This is a genomic window from Pseudoalteromonas neustonica (genome assembly GCF_001653135.1).
GTDB classification, from domain to species: domain Bacteria; phylum Pseudomonadota; class Gammaproteobacteria; order Enterobacterales; family Alteromonadaceae; genus Pseudoalteromonas; species Pseudoalteromonas neustonica.
Window position 1 is genome coordinate 40194 of record NZ_BDDS01000013.1, and the last position, 26530, is coordinate 66723.

The 26530-nt window shown below is 39.9% G+C and carries 25 protein-coding genes; 8 read left to right on the forward strand and 17 right to left on the reverse strand.

The window, feature by feature from the left end; translation table 11 throughout:
* Positions 1-26 precede the first annotated feature (26 nt).
* The 3 genes from A7967_RS15990 to A7967_RS16000 all read right to left on the reverse strand — a co-directional run bounded on the left by A7967_RS15990 (position 27) and on the right by A7967_RS16000 (position 3160).
* Entirely contained in the window at positions 27-1709 is a 1683-nt protein-coding gene (locus tag A7967_RS15990; protein ID WP_054206170.1) for a carbon starvation CstA family protein, read from the reverse strand.
* Positions 1710-1836: 127 nt separating this feature from the next.
* Positions 1837-2889, reverse strand: coding sequence for a DNA polymerase IV (gene dinB / locus A7967_RS15995; RefSeq protein WP_054206171.1), 1053 nt, complete (start codon positions 2887-2889; stop codon positions 1837-1839).
* 64 nt (positions 2890-2953) lie between these two features.
* Positions 2954-3160: a hypothetical protein gene (locus A7967_RS16000; RefSeq protein WP_054206172.1), complete on the reverse strand. Its 207-nt coding sequence runs from the start codon at positions 3158-3160 to the stop codon at positions 2954-2956.
* A gap of 143 nt (positions 3161-3303) precedes the next feature.
* Between A7967_RS16000 and A7967_RS16005 the strand changes: the two genes are divergently transcribed.
* Both A7967_RS16005 and A7967_RS16010 read left to right on the forward strand, forming a co-directional pair.
* A complete protein-coding gene (locus A7967_RS16005; protein WP_054206173.1) occupies positions 3304-3732 on the forward strand; it encodes an acyl-CoA thioesterase in 429 nt (142 codons plus the stop codon).
* Positions 3733-3752: 20 nt separating this feature from the next.
* Positions 3753-4805 carry an aldo/keto reductase gene (locus tag A7967_RS16010; RefSeq protein WP_054206174.1) on the forward strand — a complete coding sequence of 351 codons (1053 nt, stop codon included), beginning with the start codon at positions 3753-3755 and terminating at the stop codon, positions 4803-4805.
* 77 nt (positions 4806-4882) lie between these two features.
* On the opposite strand, the gene A7967_RS16015 is transcribed toward A7967_RS16010, so the two are convergent.
* The 6 genes from A7967_RS16015 to A7967_RS16040 form a co-directional block, all read right to left on the reverse strand.
* Positions 4883-5497, reverse strand: a complete 615-nt coding sequence (locus A7967_RS16015) for a fumarylacetoacetate hydrolase family protein (RefSeq protein ID WP_054206175.1) — start codon at positions 5495-5497, stop codon at positions 4883-4885.
* A gap of 18 nt (positions 5498-5515) precedes the next feature.
* A complete protein-coding gene (locus tag A7967_RS16020; protein WP_054206176.1) occupies positions 5516-7477 on the reverse strand; it encodes a response regulator in 1962 nt (653 codons plus the stop codon).
* Positions 7478-7605: 128 nt separating this feature from the next.
* Positions 7606-8067 carry a response regulator gene (locus tag A7967_RS16025; RefSeq protein WP_054206177.1) on the reverse strand — a complete coding sequence of 154 codons (462 nt, stop codon included), beginning with the start codon at positions 8065-8067 and terminating at the stop codon, positions 7606-7608.
* The gene (locus A7967_RS16030; protein WP_082379067.1) at positions 8068-9546 is read right to left on the reverse strand and encodes a sensor histidine kinase; all 1479 of its coding nucleotides are present in this window, start codon (positions 9544-9546) and stop codon (positions 8068-8070) included.
* A gap of 22 nt (positions 9547-9568) precedes the next feature.
* Positions 9569-9769, reverse strand: a complete 201-nt coding sequence (locus A7967_RS16035) for a hypothetical protein (RefSeq protein ID WP_054206179.1) — start codon at positions 9767-9769, stop codon at positions 9569-9571.
* Between the two features lie 23 nt (positions 9770-9792).
* Positions 9793-11133, reverse strand: a complete 1341-nt coding sequence (locus A7967_RS16040) for a sigma-54-dependent transcriptional regulator (protein ID WP_054206180.1) — start codon at positions 11131-11133, stop codon at positions 9793-9795.
* A 167-nt stretch (positions 11134-11300) separates the two neighbouring features.
* Here A7967_RS16040 and A7967_RS16045 point away from each other — a divergent pair, with 167 nt between their 5' ends.
* Positions 11301-11813 (forward strand): NUDIX hydrolase, encoded by a 513-nt coding sequence (locus A7967_RS16045; RefSeq protein WP_064435857.1) that lies wholly within the window; start codon positions 11301-11303, stop codon positions 11811-11813.
* A 24-nt stretch (positions 11814-11837) separates the two neighbouring features.
* Here A7967_RS16045 and A7967_RS16050 read toward each other — a convergent pair whose 3' ends face one another.
* From A7967_RS16050 to A7967_RS16060, 3 genes are read right to left on the reverse strand one after another with little or no spacing between them, the layout of a single operon-like run.
* Positions 11838-12344 (reverse strand): YgjV family protein, encoded by a 507-nt coding sequence (locus tag A7967_RS16050; RefSeq protein WP_054206182.1) that lies wholly within the window; start codon positions 12342-12344, stop codon positions 11838-11840.
* A 49-nt stretch (positions 12345-12393) separates the two neighbouring features.
* Positions 12394-12960, reverse strand: coding sequence for a Crp/Fnr family transcriptional regulator (locus A7967_RS16055; protein ID WP_054206183.1), 567 nt, complete (start codon positions 12958-12960; stop codon positions 12394-12396).
* Positions 12961-14001 carry an NAD(P)H-dependent flavin oxidoreductase gene (locus tag A7967_RS16060; RefSeq protein ID WP_054206184.1) on the reverse strand — a complete coding sequence of 347 codons (1041 nt, stop codon included), beginning with the start codon at positions 13999-14001 and terminating at the stop codon, positions 12961-12963.
* Between the two features lie 192 nt (positions 14002-14193).
* Between A7967_RS16060 and A7967_RS16065 the strand changes: the two genes are divergently transcribed.
* The gene (locus A7967_RS16065; RefSeq protein ID WP_054206185.1) at positions 14194-15567 is read left to right on the forward strand and encodes an NAD-dependent succinate-semialdehyde dehydrogenase; all 1374 of its coding nucleotides are present in this window, start codon (positions 14194-14196) and stop codon (positions 15565-15567) included.
* A gap of 157 nt (positions 15568-15724) precedes the next feature.
* On the opposite strand, the gene A7967_RS16070 is transcribed toward A7967_RS16065, so the two are convergent.
* The 3 genes from A7967_RS16070 to A7967_RS16080 form a co-directional block, all read right to left on the reverse strand.
* A complete protein-coding gene (locus A7967_RS16070) occupies positions 15725-16798 on the reverse strand; it encodes an endonuclease/exonuclease/phosphatase family protein (RefSeq protein ID WP_054206186.1) in 1074 nt (357 codons plus the stop codon).
* A 420-nt stretch (positions 16799-17218) separates the two neighbouring features.
* Positions 17219-17602, reverse strand: a complete 384-nt coding sequence (locus A7967_RS16075; RefSeq protein WP_054206187.1) for a PH domain-containing protein — start codon at positions 17600-17602, stop codon at positions 17219-17221.
* A gap of 43 nt (positions 17603-17645) precedes the next feature.
* Positions 17646-18170: a DUF2867 domain-containing protein gene (locus A7967_RS16080; RefSeq protein WP_054206188.1), complete on the reverse strand. Its 525-nt coding sequence runs from the start codon at positions 18168-18170 to the stop codon at positions 17646-17648.
* A 383-nt stretch (positions 18171-18553) separates the two neighbouring features.
* On the opposite strand from A7967_RS16080, the gene A7967_RS16085 reads away from it, so the two are divergent.
* The 3 genes from A7967_RS16085 (at position 18554) to A7967_RS16095 (ending at position 23217) form a co-directional block, all read left to right on the forward strand.
* Positions 18554-20149, forward strand: coding sequence for an ATP-binding cassette domain-containing protein (locus A7967_RS16085; protein ID WP_054206189.1), 1596 nt, complete (start codon positions 18554-18556; stop codon positions 20147-20149).
* 111 nt (positions 20150-20260) lie between these two features.
* Complete coding sequence (rhlP, locus tag A7967_RS16090) at positions 20261-21097, forward strand: rhombotarget lipoprotein (protein ID WP_054206190.1); 837 nt, start codon at positions 20261-20263, stop codon at positions 21095-21097.
* Between the two features lie 65 nt (positions 21098-21162).
* Positions 21163-23217, forward strand: coding sequence for a TonB-dependent receptor (locus A7967_RS16095; protein ID WP_054206191.1), 2055 nt, complete (start codon positions 21163-21165; stop codon positions 23215-23217).
* A gap of 123 nt (positions 23218-23340) precedes the next feature.
* Here the strand turns inward: A7967_RS16095 and A7967_RS16100 are convergent, their stop codons facing one another.
* A complete protein-coding gene (locus A7967_RS16100) occupies positions 23341-24480 on the reverse strand; it encodes a Na/Pi symporter (protein WP_054206192.1) in 1140 nt (379 codons plus the stop codon).
* Positions 24481-24877: 397 nt separating this feature from the next.
* Here A7967_RS16100 and A7967_RS16105 point away from each other — a divergent pair, with 397 nt between their 5' ends.
* Positions 24878-25546 carry a hypothetical protein gene (locus A7967_RS16105; protein ID WP_054206193.1) on the forward strand — a complete coding sequence of 223 codons (669 nt, stop codon included), beginning with the start codon at positions 24878-24880 and terminating at the stop codon, positions 25544-25546.
* 10 nt (positions 25547-25556) lie between these two features.
* On the opposite strand, the gene A7967_RS16110 is transcribed toward A7967_RS16105, so the two are convergent.
* Positions 25557-26516, reverse strand: a complete 960-nt coding sequence (locus A7967_RS16110) for a helix-turn-helix domain-containing protein (RefSeq protein ID WP_197279083.1) — start codon at positions 26514-26516, stop codon at positions 25557-25559.
* Between the last annotated feature and the right edge of the window lie 14 nt (positions 26517-26530).

Genomic DNA, 26530 nt, shown 5'->3' on the forward strand with positions numbered 1-26530 from the left:
TGTGGTTACAGTGTAAAATAAATCATCTATTCACTACTTGCTGATTTACTCTCTGCTCGGTGCTTAGCAATTACAGACCATGCCTCAAGCATCACTAATACACTGATAACCAATACCACAACATCAAGCGTCACGAGCAACCAATTACCTTGTTGATAGTATTCACCCAGCTTTATTACACCTGCAAAAAAGGCCATCACTAATACAAAACTCATAGGGATCAATGTGTACTTAGCTGGACGGTTTGCTTTAATAAGCATCACAGAAATGACTAATAACGTTAAGCTTGCAAGAATCTGATTAGTTGATCCAAATAATGGCCAAATAATCATACCGCCACTTCCATCAGCGCCACCAGCACCAAATGCTAATAACAAGCAGCAAACGACAGCTAACAGCGTTGCAATAACGCCATTTTTTATAATCTTAATATTATAAATATCACCCCACTCCTGGATAATATAGCGCTGTAAGCGAACCCCAGAATCCATGGTTGTACCAGCAAAAAGTACAACCATAACGGCTAGTAAAGTAGACGCTATTTCGTGTGAGATACCCCAGCCACTTTCAATTAAGTTTGCGCCACCATTAACAAATGCACCTACACTGCCAGCTCCTAAGTGACTATATATTTCATGCCACTTTTCAGGGGATACAGCCAGTGCAACACCACTTACAGCGACTAACGTAATAAGTGCAAGCATACCTTCGCCAACAGCCCCTAAGTAACCCACAAAACGGGCATCTTTGTCTTTATTAAGCTGTTTAGAGCTAGTACCAGAGGACACAATGCCGTGAAAGCCTGATACCGCGCCACACGCGATTGTTACAAATAACAGTGGGATTATACTGGGTGTGTCCATCGCAACTTGGGTATTAAATGCCGGCGCTGTAATGTCTGGCATAGAGATAAATACTGCACCATATAACAACACTAAACCTACAAGCAGTTGCATACCATTAATAAAGTCACGAGGCTGTAATAGCATCCATACAGGTAACAATGACGCAATTGCTGCATAGGCAAATAAAATTATAATCCAGTTAGCATTTGCGCTTAAACCAAATAATTCATCAGGTAATGAAATTGGCATGCTGCTGCCCAGGTAAATGGTGTAATACAAAATTCCAACACCAATAAAGCAAAGCGGTATTAGCGATACTTTTTTACGCAATAACTGACCAATAACCAATGCCACTACAATTGCGGCCCAAGCAGGAAAAACAGCATTAGGACTACTGATAAATGATTTAGCAATCACCACCCCAAATACCGCGTTAACCATTAGTAGCACTAAAAAAACCACAATCATAAATAATGCACGCGTACGCTTACCAATCACGCTTTCAGACAATGCGCCCATTGATTTACCTTTGTTACGCGCACTTGCCCAAAGTGCGCCCATATCGTGCACACCCGCAAAGAATATTGTTCCAAAAACAACCCATAAAACCGCAGGCACCCAACCCCAGTAAACAGCAATAGCAGGACCAACAATAGGTGCAGCACCTGCAACAGAGGTAAAGTGATGTCCCCAAAGGACGACTTTATTAGTGGGCACATAGTCCACACCATCTTCAAGTTCATGGGCTGGCGTGACAAAGCTGTCATCCATTTTGAAAATCTTCTCGGCGATAAATTTAGAATAAACAAACCAGCCAAAAAGCATCCCAACCATACCCAGCAGTACAATAACAACCGATTGCATAGCCTTCTCTCTTATAGTTAAAATTATTATTAATTAGGAAGCAACCAAACTATTGCGTATTTAAAAACAATGTTTTATCTCCCATCATCTACACTAACAATATTTAAACAACGCTGACTGTAAACCTTTAGTCTAATATGCTCAATTGCACATGCTGTTGAGGCTCACTTTTCACTCCAACACCAATGCCTAGTAACCTAACGGGTTGTTGTACACCACGTTGATAAGCTTTACTCAATAGCTCGGTAAAAATGCTGCTATCTAATTGATGGTAGGCTTGATCGGCAGAAGTTACGACAAAATTGGCAAACTTTACTTTAACACTCAGTTTACTAATTCGCTGATCTAAACCTTGCTTAGTTAAGCGCCGCGTTAACTCTTCTAACAATAACGGTAACTGCTCAAGACATTCTTGTAGATTAGTTTTGTTATATTCATATGTATGTTCCACACTTAATGATTTACGCACACGATTTGTAGATACACAGCCAATGTGAAGCCCTGCGCACTTTTGATAAAGTGAAACGCCAAAGTTCCCCACATGTTGCTGCATCCAATTAACGCCTTTAGCGCATACATCGGCGCCTGTATATAGCCCTTTTAAATTAAGCTTTTCCAGCGTAACTTTTCCCACGCCCGGTATTTTACCCAGTGGTAACTGAGCTAAAAACGCATCAACTTGATCTGGTAATACAACAAATTGGCCGTTTGGTTTATTTTCATCACTGGCAATTTTAGCAATAAATTTAATAGGAGCGATCCCAGCCGATGCAGTTAAACCCGTGGCGGCATAAATATCAGCGCGTATTTGTTGCGCCATTAAAGTCGCACTGCCATGACATGGCGTGCTGTCGGTAACATCAAGGTAAGCTTCATCTAAAGAGAGAGGTTCTATAAGGTTTGTATAACGCTGAAACACGGCACGTATTTGCTCTGAAGCATGTTTATAAACGTGCATTCGTCCTGGTACAATCACTAAATCTGGGCATAATTGTTTGGCTCGGTAGTTTGACATAGCTGAACGTACACCATACTCACGCGCTATATAGTTTGCTGTAGAAAGCACGCCACGGCGGCTATTACCACCAATCGCTAATGGCACGTTAGCAAGCGCAGGATTGTCTCGCATTTCAACGGCAGCATAAAAGCAATCCATGTCGATATGAATAAACTTTTTCATTTCCCCAACCAAACAACTGTATAAATAAACAGTCATTATTAATTAACTTTGATCTATTAGCAAGTCATGAGGGAGATGATTCTTCTTGTGACGATTTCTTACGATTAAATAAACGGCTGCCAAACAACCAAAACGCACCTTCAAGTACAAAACCAAGGATCACCAATGCAATTGCGCCTGAGGCATTCCCCATTGCATAACACACGAAGGCTAAACAAATTACCGCCAATAGCGCTAACCATTTTATAGCTTTGTTGGTAGGTATATTCATTATTATCTCCTTTAAATTCAGCTAGACTCTTTATGTCAACGTTAGTCATTAAACTTAGCACATTTCCCTCATTATTCTAATTATCTTGAGCTACCGCCACGCAATTGCTAACCTAGGTTTTTAGTTTTTACGGGTCATAGTCAATGCAATCATTTATAAAACAATACCCTATTCATACTCAAATTAATGTCGCCTGGGGTGAAATGGATGCCTTACAACATGTTAATAACGTCGTTTATTTTCGGTACTTCGAAACTGCCCGCATTGATTTTTTTAATCAAATAAATTTATTAGAAGATTTGCAAACCACAGGGATTGGACCTGTAATAAGTGAAAACAATGCACGGTATAAACGCCCAGTAACATTTCCTGATACAGTACTGGTTGGCGTAACCATTAGTGACATACAGGCTGATCGTTTTATGATGCATTACAGCGTATTTAGCCAACAGCAAAATGCAGTCACCACGTTAGGTTCTTCACAAGTTGTCATGTTTAACTTTAAAACGGGTAAAAAAGCGCTATTGAGTGAACCATTATTGGCCGCACTTCATACTTATTCACGAGATTAAATTAAAAATAAGGATTTATTATGCGTTATAGCCCACTAGGTCGCAGTGGTATCAATGTGTCACGGGTATGCTTAGGAAGCATGACCTGGGGCGTACAAAACACCCAAGCGGATGCGGATGAGCAGATTGCTTATGCTCTAGAGCAAGGCGTTAACTTTATCGATACGGCTGAAATGTATGCCGTACCGCCGACTCCTGATACATACGGTAAAACAGAGCAAATAATTGGCGACTGGTTATCACGCAATAAAAGTAAACGTGATGACATTGTACTGGCAACTAAAATTGCAGGTAACGGTCTTTCTTGGGTCCGTGATGGCGGCGACATTACGCGCCAAGCAATCATTAATGCGGTTGATAATTCGTTACAACGCTTACAAACCGACGTAATTGACTTATACCAACTACATTGGCCAAACAGACAATCCCCCCATTTTAGTAAACAATGGCCCGGTATGATCCGCTTTAGTGACGCCAATACAGAGCAGCACACTGCCGGTATGCTCGATATTTTAGAAGGGCTCAATGACTGTGTAAAAGCAGGTAAAATCAAGCATTGTGGGCTTTCTGACGACACACCGTGGGGCATTAGTCAGTTTTTACGTTTAAGCGAAGAGCATAACCTACCGCGCATGGCCTCTATTCAAAATGAATTTAGCCTACTCCACGCAAAAGATTGGCCCTATCTAATAGAGCAATGTATTCATGAAGATATTGCATACCTACCATGGTCACCGCTGGCTGGCGGCATGCTTAGCGGTAAATACCTTAATGGCGCACGCCCAGAGGGAAGCCGCTGGACGCTAATGCAACGCAATGGCTTATTTCGTGATACCCCACAATCACAACAGGCAATAAGCCAATATGTAGAAATCGCTAAAACATATAAAATGTCAGCGGCACAATTGGCGCTAGCATGGTGCGACCAAGTGGATGGTGTATCGTCATCAATTATTGGCGCAACAACTATGGCCCAGCTAAAAGATAACATTGCTGCATTTAATATTGAACTAAGCGAACAAGCGCTTACCGATATAGGTACTGTTTTTAGACAATACCCAATGCCATTTTAAACAGCCACTAAAAAGCCCAATAAATCATTGGGCTTTTGTTATGCTAAAACCATCTCAGTCCTATACTCAAGGTAAATTTAAACGGCTAACCAGCGCTGCTCTAATAATAACTGCTGCGATAAATACAGTTGAGCTACAAACTCAGATCCCGCATTTACCACTGCGACACCTGCAGGCGTACCAGTCATTATAATATCGCCATCTTGCAAAGTCATAAACTCACTAATTTGCGCAAAAATAGCATCTGGTTTTGTGATCATCAGCTCACAATCACCTTGTTGTTGTACCTGACCATTGATGTTCAAGCTAAAACTAAATGCGGCTTTACTGTCATCTATTAGCACAAACTCACTAAATACAGCAGAACCATCAAATGCTTTAGCTCTCTCCCATGGCAGCCCTTTACTCTTTAAATGTGTTTGCACATCGCGCTTTGTTAAATCAAGTCCAATTCCAACTGCCGCAAGGCGATTATTTTGTACTAAAAAACACAGTTCGGTCTCAAAATGCAATTCATCATCGTTATGGTGGCTTTTTAAATTAGTACTAATTGCGCTATTTGGTTTTATAAAAAGTAACAGTTCAGTGGGCGTTTCATTGCCAAGCTCTGCGATATGAGCTGCAAAGTTACGTCCTACACAAACAACTTTATTCGGACTAATTGACTCAGTAGCACACAATATTGTATTCATTAAAGATATTCCTTTATGTCAAACATTAATCAGGTCTGTTAACAACGATAAATTAATCGGCTTTAACAGTACTTGTTCTATTTCCAACTGCTTAATTTTCACAGGATCTGGCTCCATACCACTGACAATTACCCGCTGTATTTTTGGATAATGTTGTTTTATATAGCTGGCCAGCTCCAAACCGCTGCCATCTGGTAAATGCATATCAAGCAGTACTTTATCAAACTGGCTATCACTTTTTAAAACCGCAAGACAATGAGCATAGCTTGATGCGATCAGCGTTTCGACTCCTAAGCTTTCCAGTAATAGTTGAGTTATTTGCGCAGCATCAGCATCATCTTCAACTAATAAAAAGCGTGCACTACTTTCACTTACTTTATGCTTTATCGCTGTTTCTTCGGGTTGATTATTATTTATAAGCTTATCTTGCAAACACTGATACAATAAAGTTGAATCTACTGGCTTACCGATCACATCATTAAAGCCTAATGCGGATAACTCACTGTGTATTCCTTTCATTGTAGCGGCAGTCAGAGCAATAATAGCTCCCTTAAAACCCATTTTCCTGAGCTCTATTGTTGCCTCTTTTCCACCCATAACTGGCATATGAATATCTAAAAATATAATGTCGAAAGGGGTGCCATTTTGTTGCGCCTTACTAACCTTATCAAGCGCTTGTTTTCCATGTTCCGCATAGTCTACTTTAGCCCCTGCGGAGGAGATCATATGGCCAACTAAAACCCGTAAATCTCTTAAATCATCAACCACTAATACTCGACCAGTAACCTGACATGGCGCGGTTTTATGCTGCATATTTGGCGTTAAATCAAGTTTAAGAAGCTCACGTTCAACTCCCTCAATATTGCCAGGATAGAGAGAAATAGTGAATTTAGAGCCATTACCAATAGCGGACTCCAAAGATATGCTTCCTTGCATTCTACTTAATAACTCAGAGCATATCGCCAAGCCCAAGCCTGCACCACCAACAGATCTAGACTCTACATCCGCAATTTGTTCAAATGGTTTAAATATTAAGGCTTGTTTTTCAGATGCTATACCAACTCCTGAATCTTTTATACTAAAAAATAGCATTTCCCGATTATTAACCACCTCGGTCCAGGCTCTAACAACAATTTCACCCTCATCAGTGAATTTAATAGCATTATTGACAATATTAATCAGAATTTGTCTAAACCGTGTCGCATCAATATTAATAATCAACGGCAGAGGTTGCAGTGACTCAAATCGAAGAGACAACCCTTTATCCAACGCCGATACGCGCATCAAGGTAAATACATCAGCCATTAAGCTATCTAAGTTTACATTACTGCAGCTGAGTTCAAGTTTATCTGCAGCTATTTTTGATAAATCAAGCACATCATTTAACAAACTAAGTAAGTGCTTACCGTTACGATAAATCACCCCCAATTCGTTATTCGCATGCTCACTAAAGTCACTTTGCATAAGTAACTCAGTGTACCCCAAAATAGACGATAATGGCGTACGTAATTCATGGCTTAAGTGCGCTAAAAAGCGATCTTTCGAGCGGTTTTCTGCCTCTGCTTTTAATCGTTCTAAACGTTCATCTTCAACATCACGTCGAGCTAACGCGTAACGAATTGAACGTGCAAACCGGCTACTACTCATCTCATTTTTTACAAGGTAGTCAACGGCTCCGGCATCAAGTGCAGCTGAATCTAGCGCATCATCTGATTGCCCCGTTAACATGATTATTGGGCCAGCAAACCCATTTTCTACCGCTTGTTTTAATACTGTTAACCCATCTGATGCACCTAACCGGTAGTCAAGGAGGCAAATATCATGTTCGTTTTTGCTTAGTACTTCAACAGCACTCAGAGGATCACTGATCCACTCTATGTCAAACGTATGCGCACTTAACTGCTCTAGATAATCACAAGTGAGTATATAATCATCTTCATCATCTTCAACAAGCAGCAATTTGGTTGCTTTAGTTAACATAATATCTCCCTATGCTAAAAAGCCCACTTAAACATATCTAAGTAGGCTCAAACCTAAACACCTCAAAACAACATTTACGACTCTTAATCAAAGCGGTTATTTTTTAAGGCGTTTGGGTGTGTCTATTATTAATCGTTAAAAGTACTCGGCAGCTCAACAAACTCTACCCAATATTTTCCTAACGTTTTCATTAATTCAACCAACCCCTCAAATGTGACAGGCTTAGTAATGTATGAAGCAGCACCTAGATCATAACCTTTTACCATATCCTCTTCTTGCTTAGATGTGGTCAAAATAACAACTGGGATCCCTTTTAAATTAGGGTTAGCCTTAATTGCTTGTAAAGCTTCTCTACCATCCATACGAGGCATATTCAGGTCTAATAAAATTAAGCCCGGTCGTGGTGACGACTCTTTGCTTTCAAACTTTCCTCTGCGCTCAAGGTACTCTAAAAGCTCAACGCCATCTTCAACAAAGTATAGCTCGTTAAGTACGCGGCTTTCGGCTAATGCATCCTGTGCTAGTAAACGATCATCTTCATCGTCATCAGCCATTAATATCGTAATTGGTTTTACTTTAGTGAATGGCATTTACGCCTCTCCTTGCAGTGTGAAAAGCTCACTTTCCACAGGTAATTTTATGACGAAGGTTGCACCCTCGCCGCTTTCGCTTTTTGCAGTTATTGTGCCACCATGGCGCTCAACTATACGTCGACACACAGATAAACCAATACCAGTGCCTTTGTATTGCGATCGCCCGTGAAGACGCTGAAACGGCACAAAAATCTTATCTGTATATTCGGGTTCAAAGCCAATGCCGTTATCTGAAACCCTAATAATTTGCCACGATAACTCAGTATTATGGTCATCGCTAAATTCACTATAATGCTCATGTTCAATAGTGATTACAGGCGCTTCATTTGGCCGCCTAAATTTAACTGCATTAGATATTAAATTTAAAAACAACTGCTGCATTTGACTTGGATCAGCCTTAATAATGGGCATTTCAGCTACGCTAACTTGTGCATCACTTTCTTTTATCGCAATTTCTAAATCACTTAATATCTCAGTCATCACAATGTTTAAGTCAGTGTCTGTAAAGTCCTTACCACGTGTTGTTACACGTGAAAACTCTAGCAAATCGTTGATTAGATTTGACATACGCTGCGCCGCATTTTTCATTCTGCCAATGTAATCAATGCCTTTTTCACCTAACTCGTCTTTATACATTGTTTCCAAGCGGTCGCTGAATGCCTGAATTTTTCGCAGGGGTTCTTGCAAATCATGACTTGCCACAAATGCAAAGTCTTCAAGCTCTCGATTACTGCGACTCAACTCATCTGAGTACAACGTAAGCTCTTGCGTGCGCTCGTTAACTTTGTTTGCGAGTGTTTCATTTTGATGTTCAAGTTTTAAGCGATACCTAGCTTCATTTCGCAAATTTAACCGCGTCAAAATAAACATGCCGATAATTAACAAAGCACTCGTAATCGCTGTAATCGCAAACGTTATTTTTGCTTCATTTTTAATTTGCCTTAACTTTGCAAATAAATGCGCTTTAAAAATAATTTCACGATCTTGAATTTTTGTTACAAGCGCTCTAATTTCTTTATAAAGTTCTCGGCCCCTATCAGTATTAAGTATACCTAATGCACGGCGCTCCTTATCATCTTGAGCCAAGTTAACAGTAAGCTTTAGCTCCTTAATTTTAGCGTCAACCAATAAAAATAATTCAGCTATATGCTGAGCTTGCTCATCAATTTCTGATCGCAATGACTTCAAATGCTCAGTTTGTGACTCTAACTGAGTGATCGCATCAAAATAAGGAAGCAAGTAATCTTCTTTCTCTGTCAGTAAGTAACCCCTCTGACCGGATTCAGCTTGCACAACGGATAAATGAAGCTGTTCTATTGCAGCTGTCAATGAGTTTGTGTTATCTAAACTGCCTTGTGTTTTAGTTAAACTTTGAATTGTGTTCAATGCTAAAAAAGCATTACCTACAATAATACAGAGCACAACGGCGATAAAACTTGCCCATACTATGTTTGTTTTTCCTTGCTGTTTCTTCACGCGTATTTATTTCCTATATGCTTTATTGCGTATCACTAATTTTTTGCAAGCTATCACTGCATTGCTGACAATTACTGATGATTTTATCTAGTGCAGCAATTGCCTTATCTTTAGGCATGTCATTTTCTAGCACAAGCTTTATCAGTTCTGCATTCATTGATATACGATTAAGTGGTGCACGCGCATCATGAACTAATTTATTTAAAGGTTCTTTATCACTCATATTGCCCTCTATGATTACCTTGTTTACTTGTATTCACCTATGCCGCCGTAAGCATTTAGCCGGTTATAAAGTGTTTTAGTACTGATCCCTAGCATTTGAGCCGCCAAAGTCTTATTGCCTTGTACTTTATCTAAAGTCGCGTGGATCAGCTCTTTCTCAACTTCCTCAATAGTTTGACCGGCACTAACCTGATTAGCTTGGGTTTGCTTATTTGCACGTGAAAAAGGCGATTCTAAATTACCTGGTAACGTAATTACTTTCCCTTTTGGATCGCTCATTATAAAGGCACGATGGATTGCATGGCGTAATTCTCGTACATTACCCGGCCAATCATAGCTTTCAAGCTCTTTTAACTGGCTTGCTTGCCAGTTGAAATCAGTACCATTTTCATCATTTAACTGCTCTAAAAAAGCTTTAGCAAGTAGCTCTATATCTTCCTTGCGCTCGCGCAATGCTGGAATATCGATAGGGAACACAGCCAACCTGAAGTAAATATCCTCACGAATAACATTGTTTTGCGCCAAATCAGTTAACGAACGGTTGGTAGCTGATATAACACGACAATCAACAGGTAGCTCACGGTTTCCACCTACTCGTGTAACCTTTCTACTTTCTAGAACACGCAGTAAATTTGGCTGCATATCAATAGGCATTTCAGTTACTTCATCTAAAAATAAGGTTCCTGTTGCTGCTTGCTCAAACACCCCCTCTTTACGGGCGATAGCCCCTGTAAATGCCCCTTTTTCATGGCCAAACAGTTCGCTGCCTATTAGTTCTTTTGATAAAGCACCACAGTTGGTTGCCACAAGCGGCCCCTCACATTGGCTGGCATTATGGATAGCCTGAGCGACTACCTCTTTACCTGCACCACTTTCTCCCATTAACATCACATTTGCGCTTGTATTCGCAACGCGTTCAATCATGGTATACAAACTCTTCATCACTTCAGATTCGCCGATTAGCGTACCAAAGTGCTTTTCAATGCTCGGCTTTGCTTTTTTCTTATTTGCTTTCTTTTTAGGGTTAAGTACTCGCTCAATATCTTCGCGCTGCAAAGGCTTAACCAAATGCCCTACGTTAGGCTCACACATCTCAGCTAATTTACCTTTAACTGAAGGATGACCAGAAATTAACGTGATCTTTGGAGTTTGCCCAATACTTTTTAAGTGCTCAACCAAATGCAAACCGCTGCCATCTGGCAGCATAAAATCTAAAAAAACATGGTCAAAGGTATTATTAACAAACCATTGTTCTGCTTCTGCCAAATTGGCTGCGGTATCAATGTTATGACCTAAAAATTCAACTATATGGCATACAACATCACTAAACTCGGCGTCATCATCGACTAAAAGTATGTTTAACATTTTAAATCCCTATGATTTTTTTCCTATTCTACGCACCCTAATAAATAAATAAAAGGTTCTGACTTTCTCTTATGACATAGAATACGCACTTAACTATATATGTACGCTTAACTGATACAATTGGTTTACTTAATAAGGTATTTTTTTAAATTTAAACAAGGAACTCTATGCGCTTATTAAAAACAGCAATCCACCCGAGTATAAGTAATGCAACTTCAACGCAGTTTACTCGCTTAACGGGTCGCGCAATTGTCCTACGTGATAATACTATTTTGCTTATGTTTACTAAACGCTATGAAGATTACAGCCTACCCGGCGGCGGCATTGACGAAGATGAAACTATTGAGCAAGGGCTTATCCGCGAGCTACAAGAAGAAACCGGCGCCCAAAATATTAAAGTACTTGGTGAGTTTGGTTTATACGAAGAATTTAGGCCTTGGTACAAAGATGACTTTGACGTTATAAACATTAAATCTTACTGTTATTTTTGCAGTATTGATGCGCAGTTAGGACAATCGCAGCTTGAGCATTACGAGCAGCAAAATGGCATGGTTGCTAAGTGGGTTGATATTCATGAGGCCATAGCCCACAACGAGCGCACACTGGCCAACAGCGATAAACAAGGGCTATCAATTATCCGCGAAACTTACTTACTAAAAGAAATTGTAAAAAAACTTTAATGCTCTGAATAAAAATTAAACCTGCTAACTTGCAGGTTTAATATCCTTAGGCAGCACATAAAAACGAAACAACCCAATCAGGTTACTCATTAAAAATAAACACTCCATTAATACCGCAACAGGTGAACCCACCAATATGTTGTGACTTATCCAAAAAGCAGTACCGAGCACCATAAATAGTCGCAACAATACATCCCGCTGTCGAAATGAAGCAAATGTTTGTATCAAGGTTGCGATTAACGCCAAACCGCTCAGCCAATCTTGCCAACTTAGAGCCACGGCAACACAGCTTAATAACATAAACCCTAACATCGCCCATTGGCTACGGTTAAAAATACAGTAAAAGTATCGTGTAGCGGCAATCAGCATCAATAAAGCGGCACTCATTTTATTCAATAAGAAAAAATGAGTGGCAGTTAAAAGCACCGAACTAAACAAGCACAGTAATATAAGTTTTCGGGACTTAAATTGAAACGATGCTAAATCTAAAAGTGTGGCAACTGCAACCAAACATTGTGAAAGTATGAACATAGCGACTCCTGTAAAAACAGCAGTCTAACTAGCTTTATGTCGTTTCCCCTTAACTTAAGTTAAGGCGCTTACGAATTCTTGATAATGATATAGCCGATATCCCAATATACAGTGCGACTTCAGTTAAATTCAGTTGAGCAAGCCAATGAGGTTTTTCGTTCACTAAATAACAATACCGCTGCTCAGGTGTATTGAGCAGTAAAAATGCTTCTTTTGCTTCTTTAAAAATAAGCTGTTGAGTAATTAATTGCTGCTTTAAACATTGCCATGCAGGCTGAGTAAAAAGGCTAAGTGGCACAACAATTACTTTTGCAGATTTAATAACTTTCAATTGATAAAAAGCATCTGTATCCGTTAGCCAATTAGTAAATAGCAATGCAAACTCGTCTTTAAAATAAAACTCTTTACACTTCTGACCGCCATCAGCAGTTGCATGTAATGCCCCAAGCACACCATCAAGTAACAAATACCCATAATATTGTTTTTGCCCTTGCTGCACTAACACGTCATCACGCTCAAATTGCTTTGTCGGATAACGCCCCGCTAATTTATCAGCCAAAGCATGCGCTAATTCACGGTTACTATCGCCCAGTGGTAATATGTGTGATTGTGGCATCTATACAGACCACTTACTCATTAATACCAACGACACTTCAGCTGCGCTCACATTCACTCGAGGAATATACTTTTGCCCACACCAAAGCGGTGAAAAACCACTTTCCTTACGCTCCTCGGCTTTAGATCTAAGCGCCGTGATTGCAATACTTGCATAAGGAAATGGCGGAACATGCTCAGGTATTGAGCCGAGTTCATTCATTACACGATTACAAATGCCTCTGGCTACACGCCCTGAAAACAACGTTGTTAATGATGTAGATCCATCGCCTTGCTTTAATATTGCATCACGATGAAGTGCAGATGTTGTTGCCTCATTACACAGTAAATAAGCACTACCAACCTGCACACCACTGGCGCCTAGTAGCTTCATATTCAGTACGTCATCCGCATCAGCAATACCGCCAGCAGCAATAATAGGAACACTCACGTTAGCTACACATTCTTTAACAAGCTCTGTGGTTGTTTTATGTAAATTCAAATCCATTGATAAAAAATGCCCACGATGTCCTCCGGCTTCTAAACCTTGCGCAATAATTGCATCCGCACCATTGTTATTAAGCCAAATAGCCTCGTCGAGAGTCGTCGCGGTTGAGATTACTTTGCCCCCCCAACTCTTGATTTGTTGCACTATATTATTTGCAGGTAAACCAAAATGAAAACTCACTACTGGCGGCTTAAATGGGGCTATAACATCGACTATTTTTTGAGTTATGGGCTGTCGGGATGCCTCACTACTTAGTGCTCTTTCATCAACACCATACTCTGCAAAATAGGGAGCTAAAAGACAATGCCACTGCTGTGTTTGGATTGGCGTATAATCTGATTGCGCATGACAGAAAAAGTTAAGGTTATAAGGTTTATTAGTAATTTGTGTAAGTTGAGTTAATTGAGCTATAAGTTGCTGCTCACTTAACATCGCACATGGTAATGAGCCAAGCCCACCGGCTTCACACACGCTTGCTGCAAGCTTTGCATCTTGCACGCCGGCCATAGGCGCTTGAATAAGCGCAAGGGGAATATTAAAAAGTGACCTTATCATTAGACTCTCCTTGTAACATTTTCTGTTACGTGCATTTTTTACAGAATACAGCTACTTAATAATTTATATAAATAAAACCAAACAAAACACAAACCCCATTATTAACAAGTGGTTAAAAAGCTTATTTAGCTAAAAAATAAAGTGGCGTTAGCTTTGCAATATCTTCTGCACATGATTTGTAAGGAGATAAGTATGACTAACACAGTAACCACTATCAATCCGGCAACTGAAGAAACCATTGCTCAGTATACATTACTAACATTGGAGCAAGCACAGCAAGCAGTGGATAAAACCCACGATACCTTTTTAAAATGGCGCCAAACATCATTTTCTGAACGCGCTGATTTACTCAATAATCTTGCCAGTATATTTGAAAAAAATAAACAACAACTGGCCGAGTTAATGACTTTAGAAATGGGTAAACTCTATTCACAAGGCTTACAAGAAGTCGAGCTATGCGCTGCAATTTGTCGTTATACCGCTGAAAATGGCGCGTCGCAGTTAGCGGATGAAACACGTCAAATGCAAAATGGTAAAGCAATTATTACTTACCAACCGACCGGGGTTTTATTGGGCATTCAACCGTGGAACTTCCCACTATATCAAGTGATCCGCTACGCTGTAACTAACATAATGGCAGGTAATACTACCGTACTTAAACATGCCGGTAATGTATTTGGCATGGCTGAAAAAATCGAATCTCTCTTTATTGAAGCGGGCTTTGAAAAATACTGCTTCACTAATTTATTAATTGACGGTAAAACTGCCAGCGAGTTGATTAGCCACCCAGCTATTCGTGGCGTGACCTTTACTGGCAGTGACGGTACAGGTAAAAAAGTAGCTGAACGTGCAGGTAAATACGTTAAAAAAACGGTATTAGAACTGGGAAGTAACGATGCCTACTTAGTCCTTGATGATGCAGACTTAGCGCTTGCTGTAAAAACCTGCTTACAAGGGCGAATGGTAAATAATGGCCAAACATGTGTGGCGGCTAAGCGCTTTGTCGTTGTTGATGCCCTTTATGATGACTTTAAAAATGCCCTCAGCAAGCAACTTAAAAGCATGAAAATGGGCGACCCGATGGATAAGGAGACTAACCTTGGGCCAATGGCGCGTGAGGATTTACGCGATCAAATTCATCAGCAAGTGCAAGAATCAGTTGCAAAAGGGGCTACTGTCGTCGCAGGTGGCAACATTCCAGAGCAAACGGGTTTTTACTATCCGCCCACGCTACTTGAAAACTTATCGCCAGGTATGCCCGCATACGATGATGAACTTTTTGGCCCTGTAGCATCGTTAATTAAAGCTAAAGATAACCAAGACGCTATGCGTATCGCTAACGACTCACGTTATGGTTTAGGTGGTGGTATCTTCTCAAAAGATGAAAACAAAGCTATTGAGCTTGCCAAAAATCATTTTGAAACCGGTATGATCAATATAAACGGCTATGGTTTAGCGCAACCAAATTTACCATTTGGCGGAGTAAAAGACAGTGGTCACGGCCGTGAACACGGCGGTTTTGGCATACGAGAATTTGTAAATATTAAAACAATTATGATTAGCTAATTGATTACATCATTGCAAAGGGCCTTTATTGGCCCTTTTTTTATGCATCCATCACCTTAATGTATATACTCAAGCCACCTCACAATGCAAAATGCAAAATGCAGCGTTCCACAGGTGTTTAATATCAAGGCATTACTTTGCGACAATGACACACCCTTTAAAATGTAGGCACTTGGCCTTTATCTAAATGCTCCATCATTAATGCATCAACATCCTCTTCTAACTCGGTATTCTCATCAAGATTTGAATGCTGCTCAATATCTTCATAAACCAACTCAGTTAGTAACGCAAAGTGATCAGAGCCATACTTGGCCAAACGCTTAATGCGCTTGACGGTAAACCCTGTACTATGAAAAAGATGGTCCAGCGGCCAGCGCATAAAAAAGTAACTCGCATGAAATGTATTAAAAAAGCCACGCCCTTTACGTGGATCTAATAGGCCACTTACTTGCATAAATAAACGAGTACTGCGAGACCAAGCCACATCGTTTAAATCTCCAGCGACAATCACAGGGCGCGTAGCATCTTTAAGCGCTTTGGCCACCATTATCAACTCACTATCTCGCGGGCGAGAGGAATCTTCTTCTGTTGGGCTCGGCGGTGCTGGATGAATGAAGTGACCTTGCATCTCTAAACCCTCATCATTAACAAACAAAATGTGAATTGAAGGCACATCACTTTCAACAAGCTCACAAATTTGCGCCTGTTTAATTTTGTATTTACTAAATAGATGCATGCCATAGCGGTTATCTTTTGGACAATCAATTGTATGAGGGTAGTCTTTTTTGAGCACACTGAGCTTTTGCTGCCACCAATCATCTGACTCAAGCGTGATCAGTAAATCGGGCTGATGCTTATCAACTAACTTTAGCAATGCATCACTATTATGGTTCGACATTAATACATTGGCTGACATAATACGAATACTATGCTGCGCGTTACTTTGGGCACTTTTAACCTCATGCGCAGCGCACCATGTGTAAGGAAATATCCACCAACCTTGAACACTAACAATAATACTGTTAGCCACCGCTACTGCTGCCCACCACAAATAATCTCCACCAAAAATAAGGAGCATCGACATAACTATAACAAGGTTAAACAACGCCAAATAAAAAACCTGCAGGCGAACAAAATCACAACTTCTCACTAAGTAATGCTGGCTATAAGACATAGGTAATACAGTAAAAATAAATAAAATAGTGGTTATTATTATCTCTGCTATTAACACGTTAGTTCCTTAATTAGGTTAAATATATACCCAAGCCACCTCAAGATGTGAGCGTCGTTGGAATTAAAAGCGATTTAGGCAAGGCATTGATTGCAAGTAATAGTGGTTCTATTTTTAAAATCAATCCCTTATAAAAATAACGCAGTATAAATCGCTTTTAAACCAACCCATTGGGCGTTTCACAGTCACTTACTCTCATCGTTGTTCCTTCTTAAAAGGGATTGCCATTGTTGCAAAGCAACGCCTTGATATTAAGCCCCTGTGAAACGCTGAATTCTGCATTTTGAGGTGGCTTGGGTATAAAGCCATTTTAACTAATAATATACAGTACAGGCTGTTCATTAAATTTATTAGCCTAGCAAGATCATCTGAATTAAAGATGAAGAAATATAAGAGTTTCTCTATCTATTAACATTATTTTTATCGTTTTATTTGCTGTTTTTCATCATCGGTTAACGGCTGATACCAGCGTGGATAGGACCAGCCATATCCCCACCTAAATGATGTTGGTAAATAAGGACTCCCTCCCACTCGAACACCCGCTAACATAAGCTGTGCTATTGCAGGTTCGCCAACTTGAGCCACACAGTGTTGTAACTGCTGATCAGCTGTTAAACGCTGCTCATACGTGCCCCCCTGCCAATAAGCATAATCATGCTCTGTACAACAATTTAGCCATAGCTCTTTTTGCTCAAACGTACCATCAGGAAAAGCGCTGCACCCATCTGACGTAAAAGGCTTAATCTCTTCACTATGCGCGCTGTATGAGATTATAAAAAATAATAAAGTAAAAATATAACGCATAAATATTCCGTATCTTGAAAATATAAACCACCTGTTTACAAACCTAACTATCCGACGTGGGCTCGGCTCTTTTAATCGATGCCGGTACTATCATTTTATGCATTGGTTTTACAAACAACATATAAAGCTTACCTAAAAAATTATGCACATGAACCACTGTCGAAATTGAAATGAAATTACCTTGTATCTCATCCCTAAAAATAGAAACTTGCACGTCTAAATGTTTATCTGAATCACCTAAAACAACTTCTTCATCACTTAAATAAAGTAAGGTAAATATACCAACCCTATCACCAACTTTATAATCACTCTTTGGTTTACTTGAATCGAAACCACCTAAAGCACCCAGGTTTTTCAGACCAAAAAGGCCAACAACTCTATTGCGAGTTGCCATTAAAAAATTAACCCAAGCAGGTGTGGTAGCTGCATGATCTAACCACACTTGCAGTGAGCTTCTATTTTTAATATGTGAGTGAAATGAATACACATCAAAAAAATAAGCGTCATGCAATACTTTTGATATTTGACTATTATCTGGCACCTGCGTTTTCACAATATCTACGGACACGACTTAACACTCCTTTACTATTAAACCTTAATCGCCAAGTAATCAAAACAATTGAATATACCTCACGAATCCCTGCATCTCTAGCTGCCACTTTCAATAATCATACCCTATAGTCTCAATATAAACAGTTGATTATCTAAACTATTAATATGCTAAAACCACCTCTAAAAAATAAAAGCGTGACAACCTTATCCTTTATTGTTTAAGATAATCGCACTTTCCTAATGGAGTTTGCGCATTAATGAATAACTAACACCTGTTGAAATTCGTTTTATTTATTTGAATTTACAGGGTTAGTGGGCGCAAAATTCGTCATATTTCGACCTATCACAGTATAAAAATACTATTTTTGCGCGCCATGCCCTGCACTATCCAGAGGCATTATGCATACATTACACGTTCACAATTTGGGTTTTCAATACCCTGATGGTCACAACCAATTCAAGCAGCTTAATTTTTCAGTCACTGAAAAGCTCACTGCAATCATCGGCGCTAATGGCAGCGGTAAATCATTATTGGCAAACATACTAGCTAATAAGATCCAACCAACAGCTGGGAGTGTTGAATTTAGCGCCAATGTGTTACTCATTTCACAGCAACAGGTAAATGAGCAGCCCAAAAGCGCAGCTTCGCAAACAATTGCACAATTACTCGCTATAGATAAAAAACTGGCTGCACTTGCGCGTATTGCACAAGGCAGCAGCTGTGAAGCTGACTTTAACGCTGTGAATGATGATTGGTTGTGCGAGCAACGCTACCAACAAGAACTTTTAACCCTCGGTATTGATGCACCACTAAAGCACAAGCTGACTGAATTAAGCGGCGGCCAACAAAGGCGCTTACTGCTATATTGCGCATTACAAGCTGCGCCAGATTTACTTATTTTAGATGAACCAAGTAATCACCTCGATATCCCAGCAAAGCGCTGGCTAATAGCACAATTACACACATTTAAAGGGCTGGTAATTATAGTAAGCCATGATCGGCAACTGCTTAATGAATGTGATGCAATTATTGAGCTAAATTCACAAGGTGCTCATTATATGACGGGTAATTACCAACATTTTAGCGAGCAAAAAGCGCTGCAACAAACCGCGTTAATAAAACAGATTAATCACCTTGAAAAAGATCAAAAAAAGCACCAACAGCAAACACAGCTAAATCACGAAAAAGCCCAACAGCGCGCAGCACAAGGTAATAAAATCCGTAACAATGCTAGTCAGCCAAAAATGATGTTGGATTTTAAAAAAAATAATGCACAAGCCAGTAAAGGTAATAGCGAACGTTTAGCAACAGCAAAACACCAAGCCATAATAGATAAACGCCAAGCGTTGAAAGAGCAACTGCCCACAAGTAGCATCATGAAGCTGCAATTTAACCTACAAACAACACATAAACGGCTGCTATTTGTTGAACAGTTAGTGCTTCCTTTTAAATCTGCATCGCCGATAACATTTAGCGTATTTAACAATGATAAGCTGCATATTAAAGGCCCAAATGGCTGTGGAAAATCAACCTTATTACATCTTATAAGTAACTCAGCTAACCCCCCGTCACGTTCGTTTTCAGGCGCAGTACAATTAAATAGCAAGATACTTTATATTGATCAACACTGCGCATTTTTAACATCATCACAAAATTTAGTTAATGCATTAGAGGTATATTGTAGTAACCTCGACATGCAGCACATGCGTCATTTACTGGCAAATATTGGTTTTAAGGGCGATGATATTTACCGCCCTATAAGTCAATTAAGCGGCGGTGAAAAAATGCAACTAGCAATGTTAATAGCAGCCCACAACGCACAAGCGTATTTACTGTTACTTGATGAGCCCGACAACCATTTAGACCTTGATAATAAGCAGTTACTCGCCAACTGCTTATCCGAGTTTAAAGGCAGCTTTATGCTGGTAAGCCACGATGAGGAGTTTATTTTGCAATGTAATGTCACGGCTGAAATCGACTTAAGCCTAGACTAACAGAACTTTTTAGGTATTTTACGTTCAAACTTATCGGATCGCTTATCACATCAATGTGGGGTTAAATTACCTCGCATTAGTTCATTATAATAATGAATAATAAGGAATAATATGAAAGTTCAGCAATTAATATTGGTGATTATCGTCACCTCTTTAGCAGGCTGTAGCACTTTTTTCAGCCAAAATACGAATCAAAAAACTCGCTCTAGCAGTTTAGTCGATTTTTTATACCCAGATGAGCAAAGCCGTCAGGCACATCTACCCAGTATGCCAACGCTGAATCTTCCTGCAACAGTAGGTATTGCGTTTATTCCAAACAAATATGATTCCGGTATACGCAGCAATGATGAAATAGCCTTACTTGAAAAAGTTAAAAACCAATTTATGCAGTATGACTATATTGACCGGATTGAAATTATTCCAAGTAGCTATTTAAAGGGAGGTCAAGGATTCACAACCCTTGAGCAAGTATCTCGCTTGTATGATGTCGACATTATGGCGCTTGTGTCGTACGACCAGGTGGCTCAAACGCTGGAAAATAATGCCGCTTTTTTATATCTCACCATCGTCGGTTTATACGTCATTCCGGGTAATGAAAATACGGTACAAACCTTTGTTGATACAGCCGTGTTTGATGTAAAAAGTAAAAAAATGTTATTTCGCGCCCCTGGTATTAATAAAGTTGACAAGCGAAGCACTGCCGTTGGTATTGATGATACTTTAAATACGCAATCTCAGCACAGTTTTAACTTAGCGGTTGATGATATGGCAGCTAATTTAGACGCAGAGCTTGGCCGTTTTAAAACACGCGTTAAAGAAGAAAAAATTGCCAAAGTAACCCACAAAAATGGCAGTAGTGGCGGAAGCATTTTTTGGCTACTCGCTTTGCTCAGTGGCGTATTTCTAATCAAGCAACGCAAATGGTTTATTTCAAATATTAAAGACTAAAGCTTTGTAACAACTAAAAAGTTATATACCCTTTAGCTTTAGAATTAATTAGGTAAAGGGTTTTCATGTTATATCGCTTACTGAGCATGGTAATAATTACACCACTGGCTTTTAATTCATTTGCCACACAAAGCCCAATTGAACGCATAACAACCACCGCATCGCGCACAGAAACATTAGCTGATCCGCTGCCTGTCGTAGTAAGCACTATCAGTGAGCAACAACTAGCCCTCATTGCCCCGACCCATATTGAGCAAGTATTAAAGCAAATAGCAGGTGCGAATATTCAGCACGGCAATGGCCAAGAATATTTACCCGCGTTACGCTCTGCAGTTTTAACTGGTGCTGGTGCCTGCGCCAGCTTACTTAGTGCTGAGGATGGCATTCCTTTACGCGCTGCTGGGTTTTGTAATATCAACGAGCTATTTGAAGCGCACACCGAAATGGCAGAGCGTATTGAGGTTTTAAAAGGCCCAGGCTCTGCGCTATATGGCTCAAACGCTGTGCATGGTGTCATTAATGTCATCACCCCTGATACCACTTACGGCGATAGTTTACTGGGTATTGATACCGGTTCGTACGGCTATAAACGCCTAAAATTACGCAGCGGTAAAGACTTTGGCACACAAGGAATAGGCTTTAATGCCAGCATCACTCGCGATAGTGGTTATAGAGATGATGAAAGTGTAAATCAAGAAAAACTCAACCTTCGTTATCGCTTTGAGAGTAACGATCTGCTACTCACCTCTGGGCTTACTTACACTCATTTAGACCAGCAAACTGCTGGGTTTATTACTGGCTTTGAAAGCTACAAAAATCAAAGCCTTGCACAAGCCAACCTCAACCCAGACGCATTTCGTAAAGCGCGTTCATTTCGTGCTTGGTCAAAAGCACAGTGGCAATCAAGTAATAATATCGTCACTATTACGCCCTATTTTCGTAATCAAAGTATGGACTTTTTAAAACATTTTTTACCCGGCACACCGCTTGAAAAAAATGCACAAACAGGCTTTGGTATTCAGTCTTTATGGCAGCATAACTACAATAACGACATTCGTATTCACCTTGGTTTTGATACTGAATACACCGCGGCTGATTTTTTACAAAACCAGAACGAGCCAACACAAGGATCTGCGTTCTTAGTCGCAACAGTCCCCCAAGGCAAGCATTATGATTACGATGTAAATAGCACGCTTTACGCGCCTTTTATTAGTGTTAATTGGCACGTTAAGGCGCTTACCATAAGCGCAGGCGCTCGCTTTGAACATATACGTTATGATTACGACAATAACATGCTAGCTGGCCGCACTCGTGATGATGGCACAGTATGCGAAAAAGGTGGCTGTCGTTACTCCCGTCCTGCGAGCAGCAAAAATAGCTTTAGCAATTTATCGCCTAAACTGGGGCTAAGTTATCAATTAAATAACAATCACTATATCTACGCGAACGTGTCACAAGGTTACCGCGCACCGCAAGCCGCAGAGTTATATCAATTACAACGAGATCAAGAAATAGCTGAACTAAAATCAGAAACCGCTGATAACTTAGAGCTTGGGCTAAAAGGCCACTATCAACAGTTGCATTATGTGCTTTCAGCATATGCGATGAACAAACAACACAGTATATTTCGTGACAGTGATTTTTTTACTGTGAATGACGGCAAGTCACACCATAGGGGAGTCGAGGTCGAACTTAATTACGCACTCAGTAAATCGATACAATTGGCTCTTGCTGCCACACATGCTAAACACAGTTACAGCTATAACCAAATTTTAAACGACATTAATATTAACGGGAATGATATAGACACCGCACCGCGTACCCTCGCTAACATGCAAATAAACTACCAGCCAACGGATACAACACAACTCGCTTTAGAATGGCATCATGTCAGCCGTTATTTTACTGATCCTGAAAATCGTCATGAATATACGGGTCATCATCTATTCAATTTGCGAAGTGCTTGGCAGCTAACACCACAACTAACTCTCGCAGCACGCATTACTAACCTTACCAACAAAGCTTACGCAGAACGAGCTGACTACACGAGCTTTAGTGGTGAGCGTTATTTTCCAGGAAAACCTCGCAGCTTTATGCTCTCAGCTAGTTATACGTGGTAATAACGCCATTGATGCTGCTTTTAATTCCAACGACGCTCGCATATTGTTTGGGTATTAAAAAGCGCTATTTTGAAAATTCAAAATAGCGCTTTTTAATTATTATATTCGCTCAAATGATATTGACTAACGTACCGCTAACATGATTAATCCTGGTACTATAAAGAAAGATCCTAATACATAACCCAGCGCCGCAGACTTATTATTTGCACCCACTTTAGCTAATTTTTCAGCAAGCGTAATTGGAATTTCTCTTAATACGGGTGTGCCGTAAATTAATGCCACTGCAAATACGTTAAACATGACATGCACCAAAGCAATTGTTAGCGCCACTTCAGCCATTGGACCTGTAATTGAGGTTGCAGCAAGTAATGCTGTTATTGTTGTACCAATGTTAGCACCTAGCGTAAATGGATAAATTTGACGTGTCGTGAATACACCGCTGCCGGCCAGTGGAATCATTAAACTGGTTGTTGTTGACGATGATTGCACCATGACTGTCACTGCCGCACCAGAGGTAATACCCGCGATAGGACCGCGACCAATAGCGCCATGTAATATGTTTTTAGCTTTACCAACAAGTGCTTTTTTCAGTAACTTACCCAATGCTGTTACTGCAAATAAAATCAAACCGATACCAGCCAGTACCATGGCTACACCAAGCATTTTAGTGTCTAAAAAACTAAACGCATCTTTAATCAAGCCCACTGCAGGCTTTACAAGTGGCTTGATAAAGTTATAGCTCTTTAATGACAAATCAGCATCGCCAACAAATAAGTGCGATAGACTCGCCGACATCTTTTGTAATAAACCAAACATGATTTCTAACGGTAAAAATATAGCAACCGCGAGTAAGTTAAAAAAATCATGTACTGTAGACGCTGCAAATGCACGCTGAAACTCTTCTTTAGAGCGAATATGACCAATCGATACGAGAGTGTTGGTAATCGTGGTACCAATATTTGCACCCATTACCATTGGAATTGCAATACTAAGCGGTAAACCACCTGCGACCAAACCCACAATAACCGACGTAACCGTTGAAGATGATTGCACTAATGCGGTTGCTAGTGCGCCAAGTAACAGCGCCACAAATGGGTTAGTTGCAAAAGCAAAAATTTCTTGTGCGCCCTGTGTACCGCCCGACGCTAGTTTAAAACCACCACTTACACTACCCACTGCAACAAGTACTAAATAAACTAAAAAGGCAATGGCAGCCCAATTAAGCGTTTTCATTAATAGCGTGTTCTGGTTCGATTCACTCATGTTTAAATCTCGGTTTTTGTCTTACCAATTATGGCATTTTGATGACGTTTTTGTTTCACGACGCATTAGAACACTCAAATATTACAGAAATATTTCAGTCAGATTAACACGCAGATTAATCACGTTTAATAAACAATGAAAATACTGGATGAAAATTTTACATCATCAAAAAAGCAATCAAATTCAATGAATTAAAAAACACTAAAGATAAATAGATCATACAGAGTGTTTTACATTCGTTTACAGTCAAAATAGACGCTATAACGATTATCTCAACCTCATTACAGCAATATGATTTAGCGAATCAAAATAAATATTAAATGGCGTGAATCTACAATTTTTGTTCATTACAAAACATTATGCTTATATCCAAATCCAATACACGAAAAGCAGCACTATGAATCCACAATTAAAATCGCTCAGTTTGTTTGCACTATTCAGTATTAGCTTTGTTACAACAGCAAGTAATAGCGTGACCATAAATACATTAGTTAAACCTAATAGCCACCAGCTTAAAATTATAAAAAACGACCATTTACTTTATCATGCTAATACACAGTGGAGTGCATCCGATGTTGTACTTAACGTTAGCGTTGGACATCAAACTCAGCGCGGTAAAATAGTTATAAATCGCAATTCGGTCAGTGCTTTTAATGAGTTAGGTGAGCCGCTTTGGCAAGATGATAGGTTAGATAATAAAGTGTGTTTACCTGAGCTTTTTGCTGAGTTTATTCGCGCTAATTTAACCGAACTTAAAAAAGAGCAATCCATTACCTGTGTAGGTCCTGTTTTAAAAGCTAAAAAACTAGCGCCTTTCAAAGTAACTTTGTTATCACAAACCCCAGAACAACTAATTGTTAATATTGGTCCAGGGTCTTTTGGTATGTGGTTTTTTATGGATAATATTGAATTGATTTTAAATAACGATGCTACTTATGTATTAGCTCACAAAGGCATTACACCAGCCCCCTCATCCCTATCGGGTAAAATGAGCTACTTAAATATGACAGCCTCTTCTAAAGTAAATTACCCGATAGCAAAAATTGAAAACACTATTTTATGGTAAAGGCTTAATGTTATTTTTGCATAGAAAGTTGGGCATACTGCTTTGGTGTCATGCCCGTCCATAACTTAAATATTCTCGAAAAATGCGCCTGATCAGCAAAACCACAAATAAAGCCAATTTCAGCTGCGCACGATGACTGTTCTAGTAAATAGTGGCTAGCGCTATTTACCCTAACTTCTTGCAATAACTTAGCAAAGCTATGGCCTTGAGCACTTAAATGTCGCTGTAACGAGCGCTGTGAGAGTGCTAAATAACGTGCCACTTTATCTAACTCAATATCTAACAGACCCAGTGCGATGATTGCCTGTTTAGTGTTATCAACAATAGCCTGAGATGATGCCTGCTTTCCCTGTGCAACATGGCTCGTAACACTCGTATTTATTGATGTACTCCAGTGAATATACCAAGGCTCATCTGAATTTAATTCAGCTTGATCACATGCTAATGCAGGATAGCTAAACATTCCTGTATTTACTGACTCGCTGCGACTTAAGTAAACAGTGTGCGCCGAGGTTTCATGCAACAATGCACATAACACACCTAAAACAACTAAGTCTTCCTCAAGGCTAGGTTGCTCTATTGCTGTGGATTTGTGCTTTACCTGTACACAGTTTTCAAAAAATTCGAATTCAACAAAATGCTGGCTATGAACATAACGCTCCAGCCGCTGCCACTTCTTTAAAAGCAGCAACGGGTCCTTATCATGCAGTAGCGCTTGCCCTATGGGCGAATCTACAAATTTAGTCACCCCTGCGCCTATCTTTAATAACGCAGCAAGCCCATATTGCTCACTCACTGCATTTATAAACGCCCGCTTAGTCGCCAAGGGGATATGTGCATTGGATTGTAGTGGTGGGTGCTCATTCGCTTTTTCCAATAATATATCCAACCCAGCACATAAAATATTAAGCATGGCTTTGCTAGCAAACGCGTTTGAATTACTTTTTTCATTAATGAGCATCGCCACCATACTTAATCGTTCCC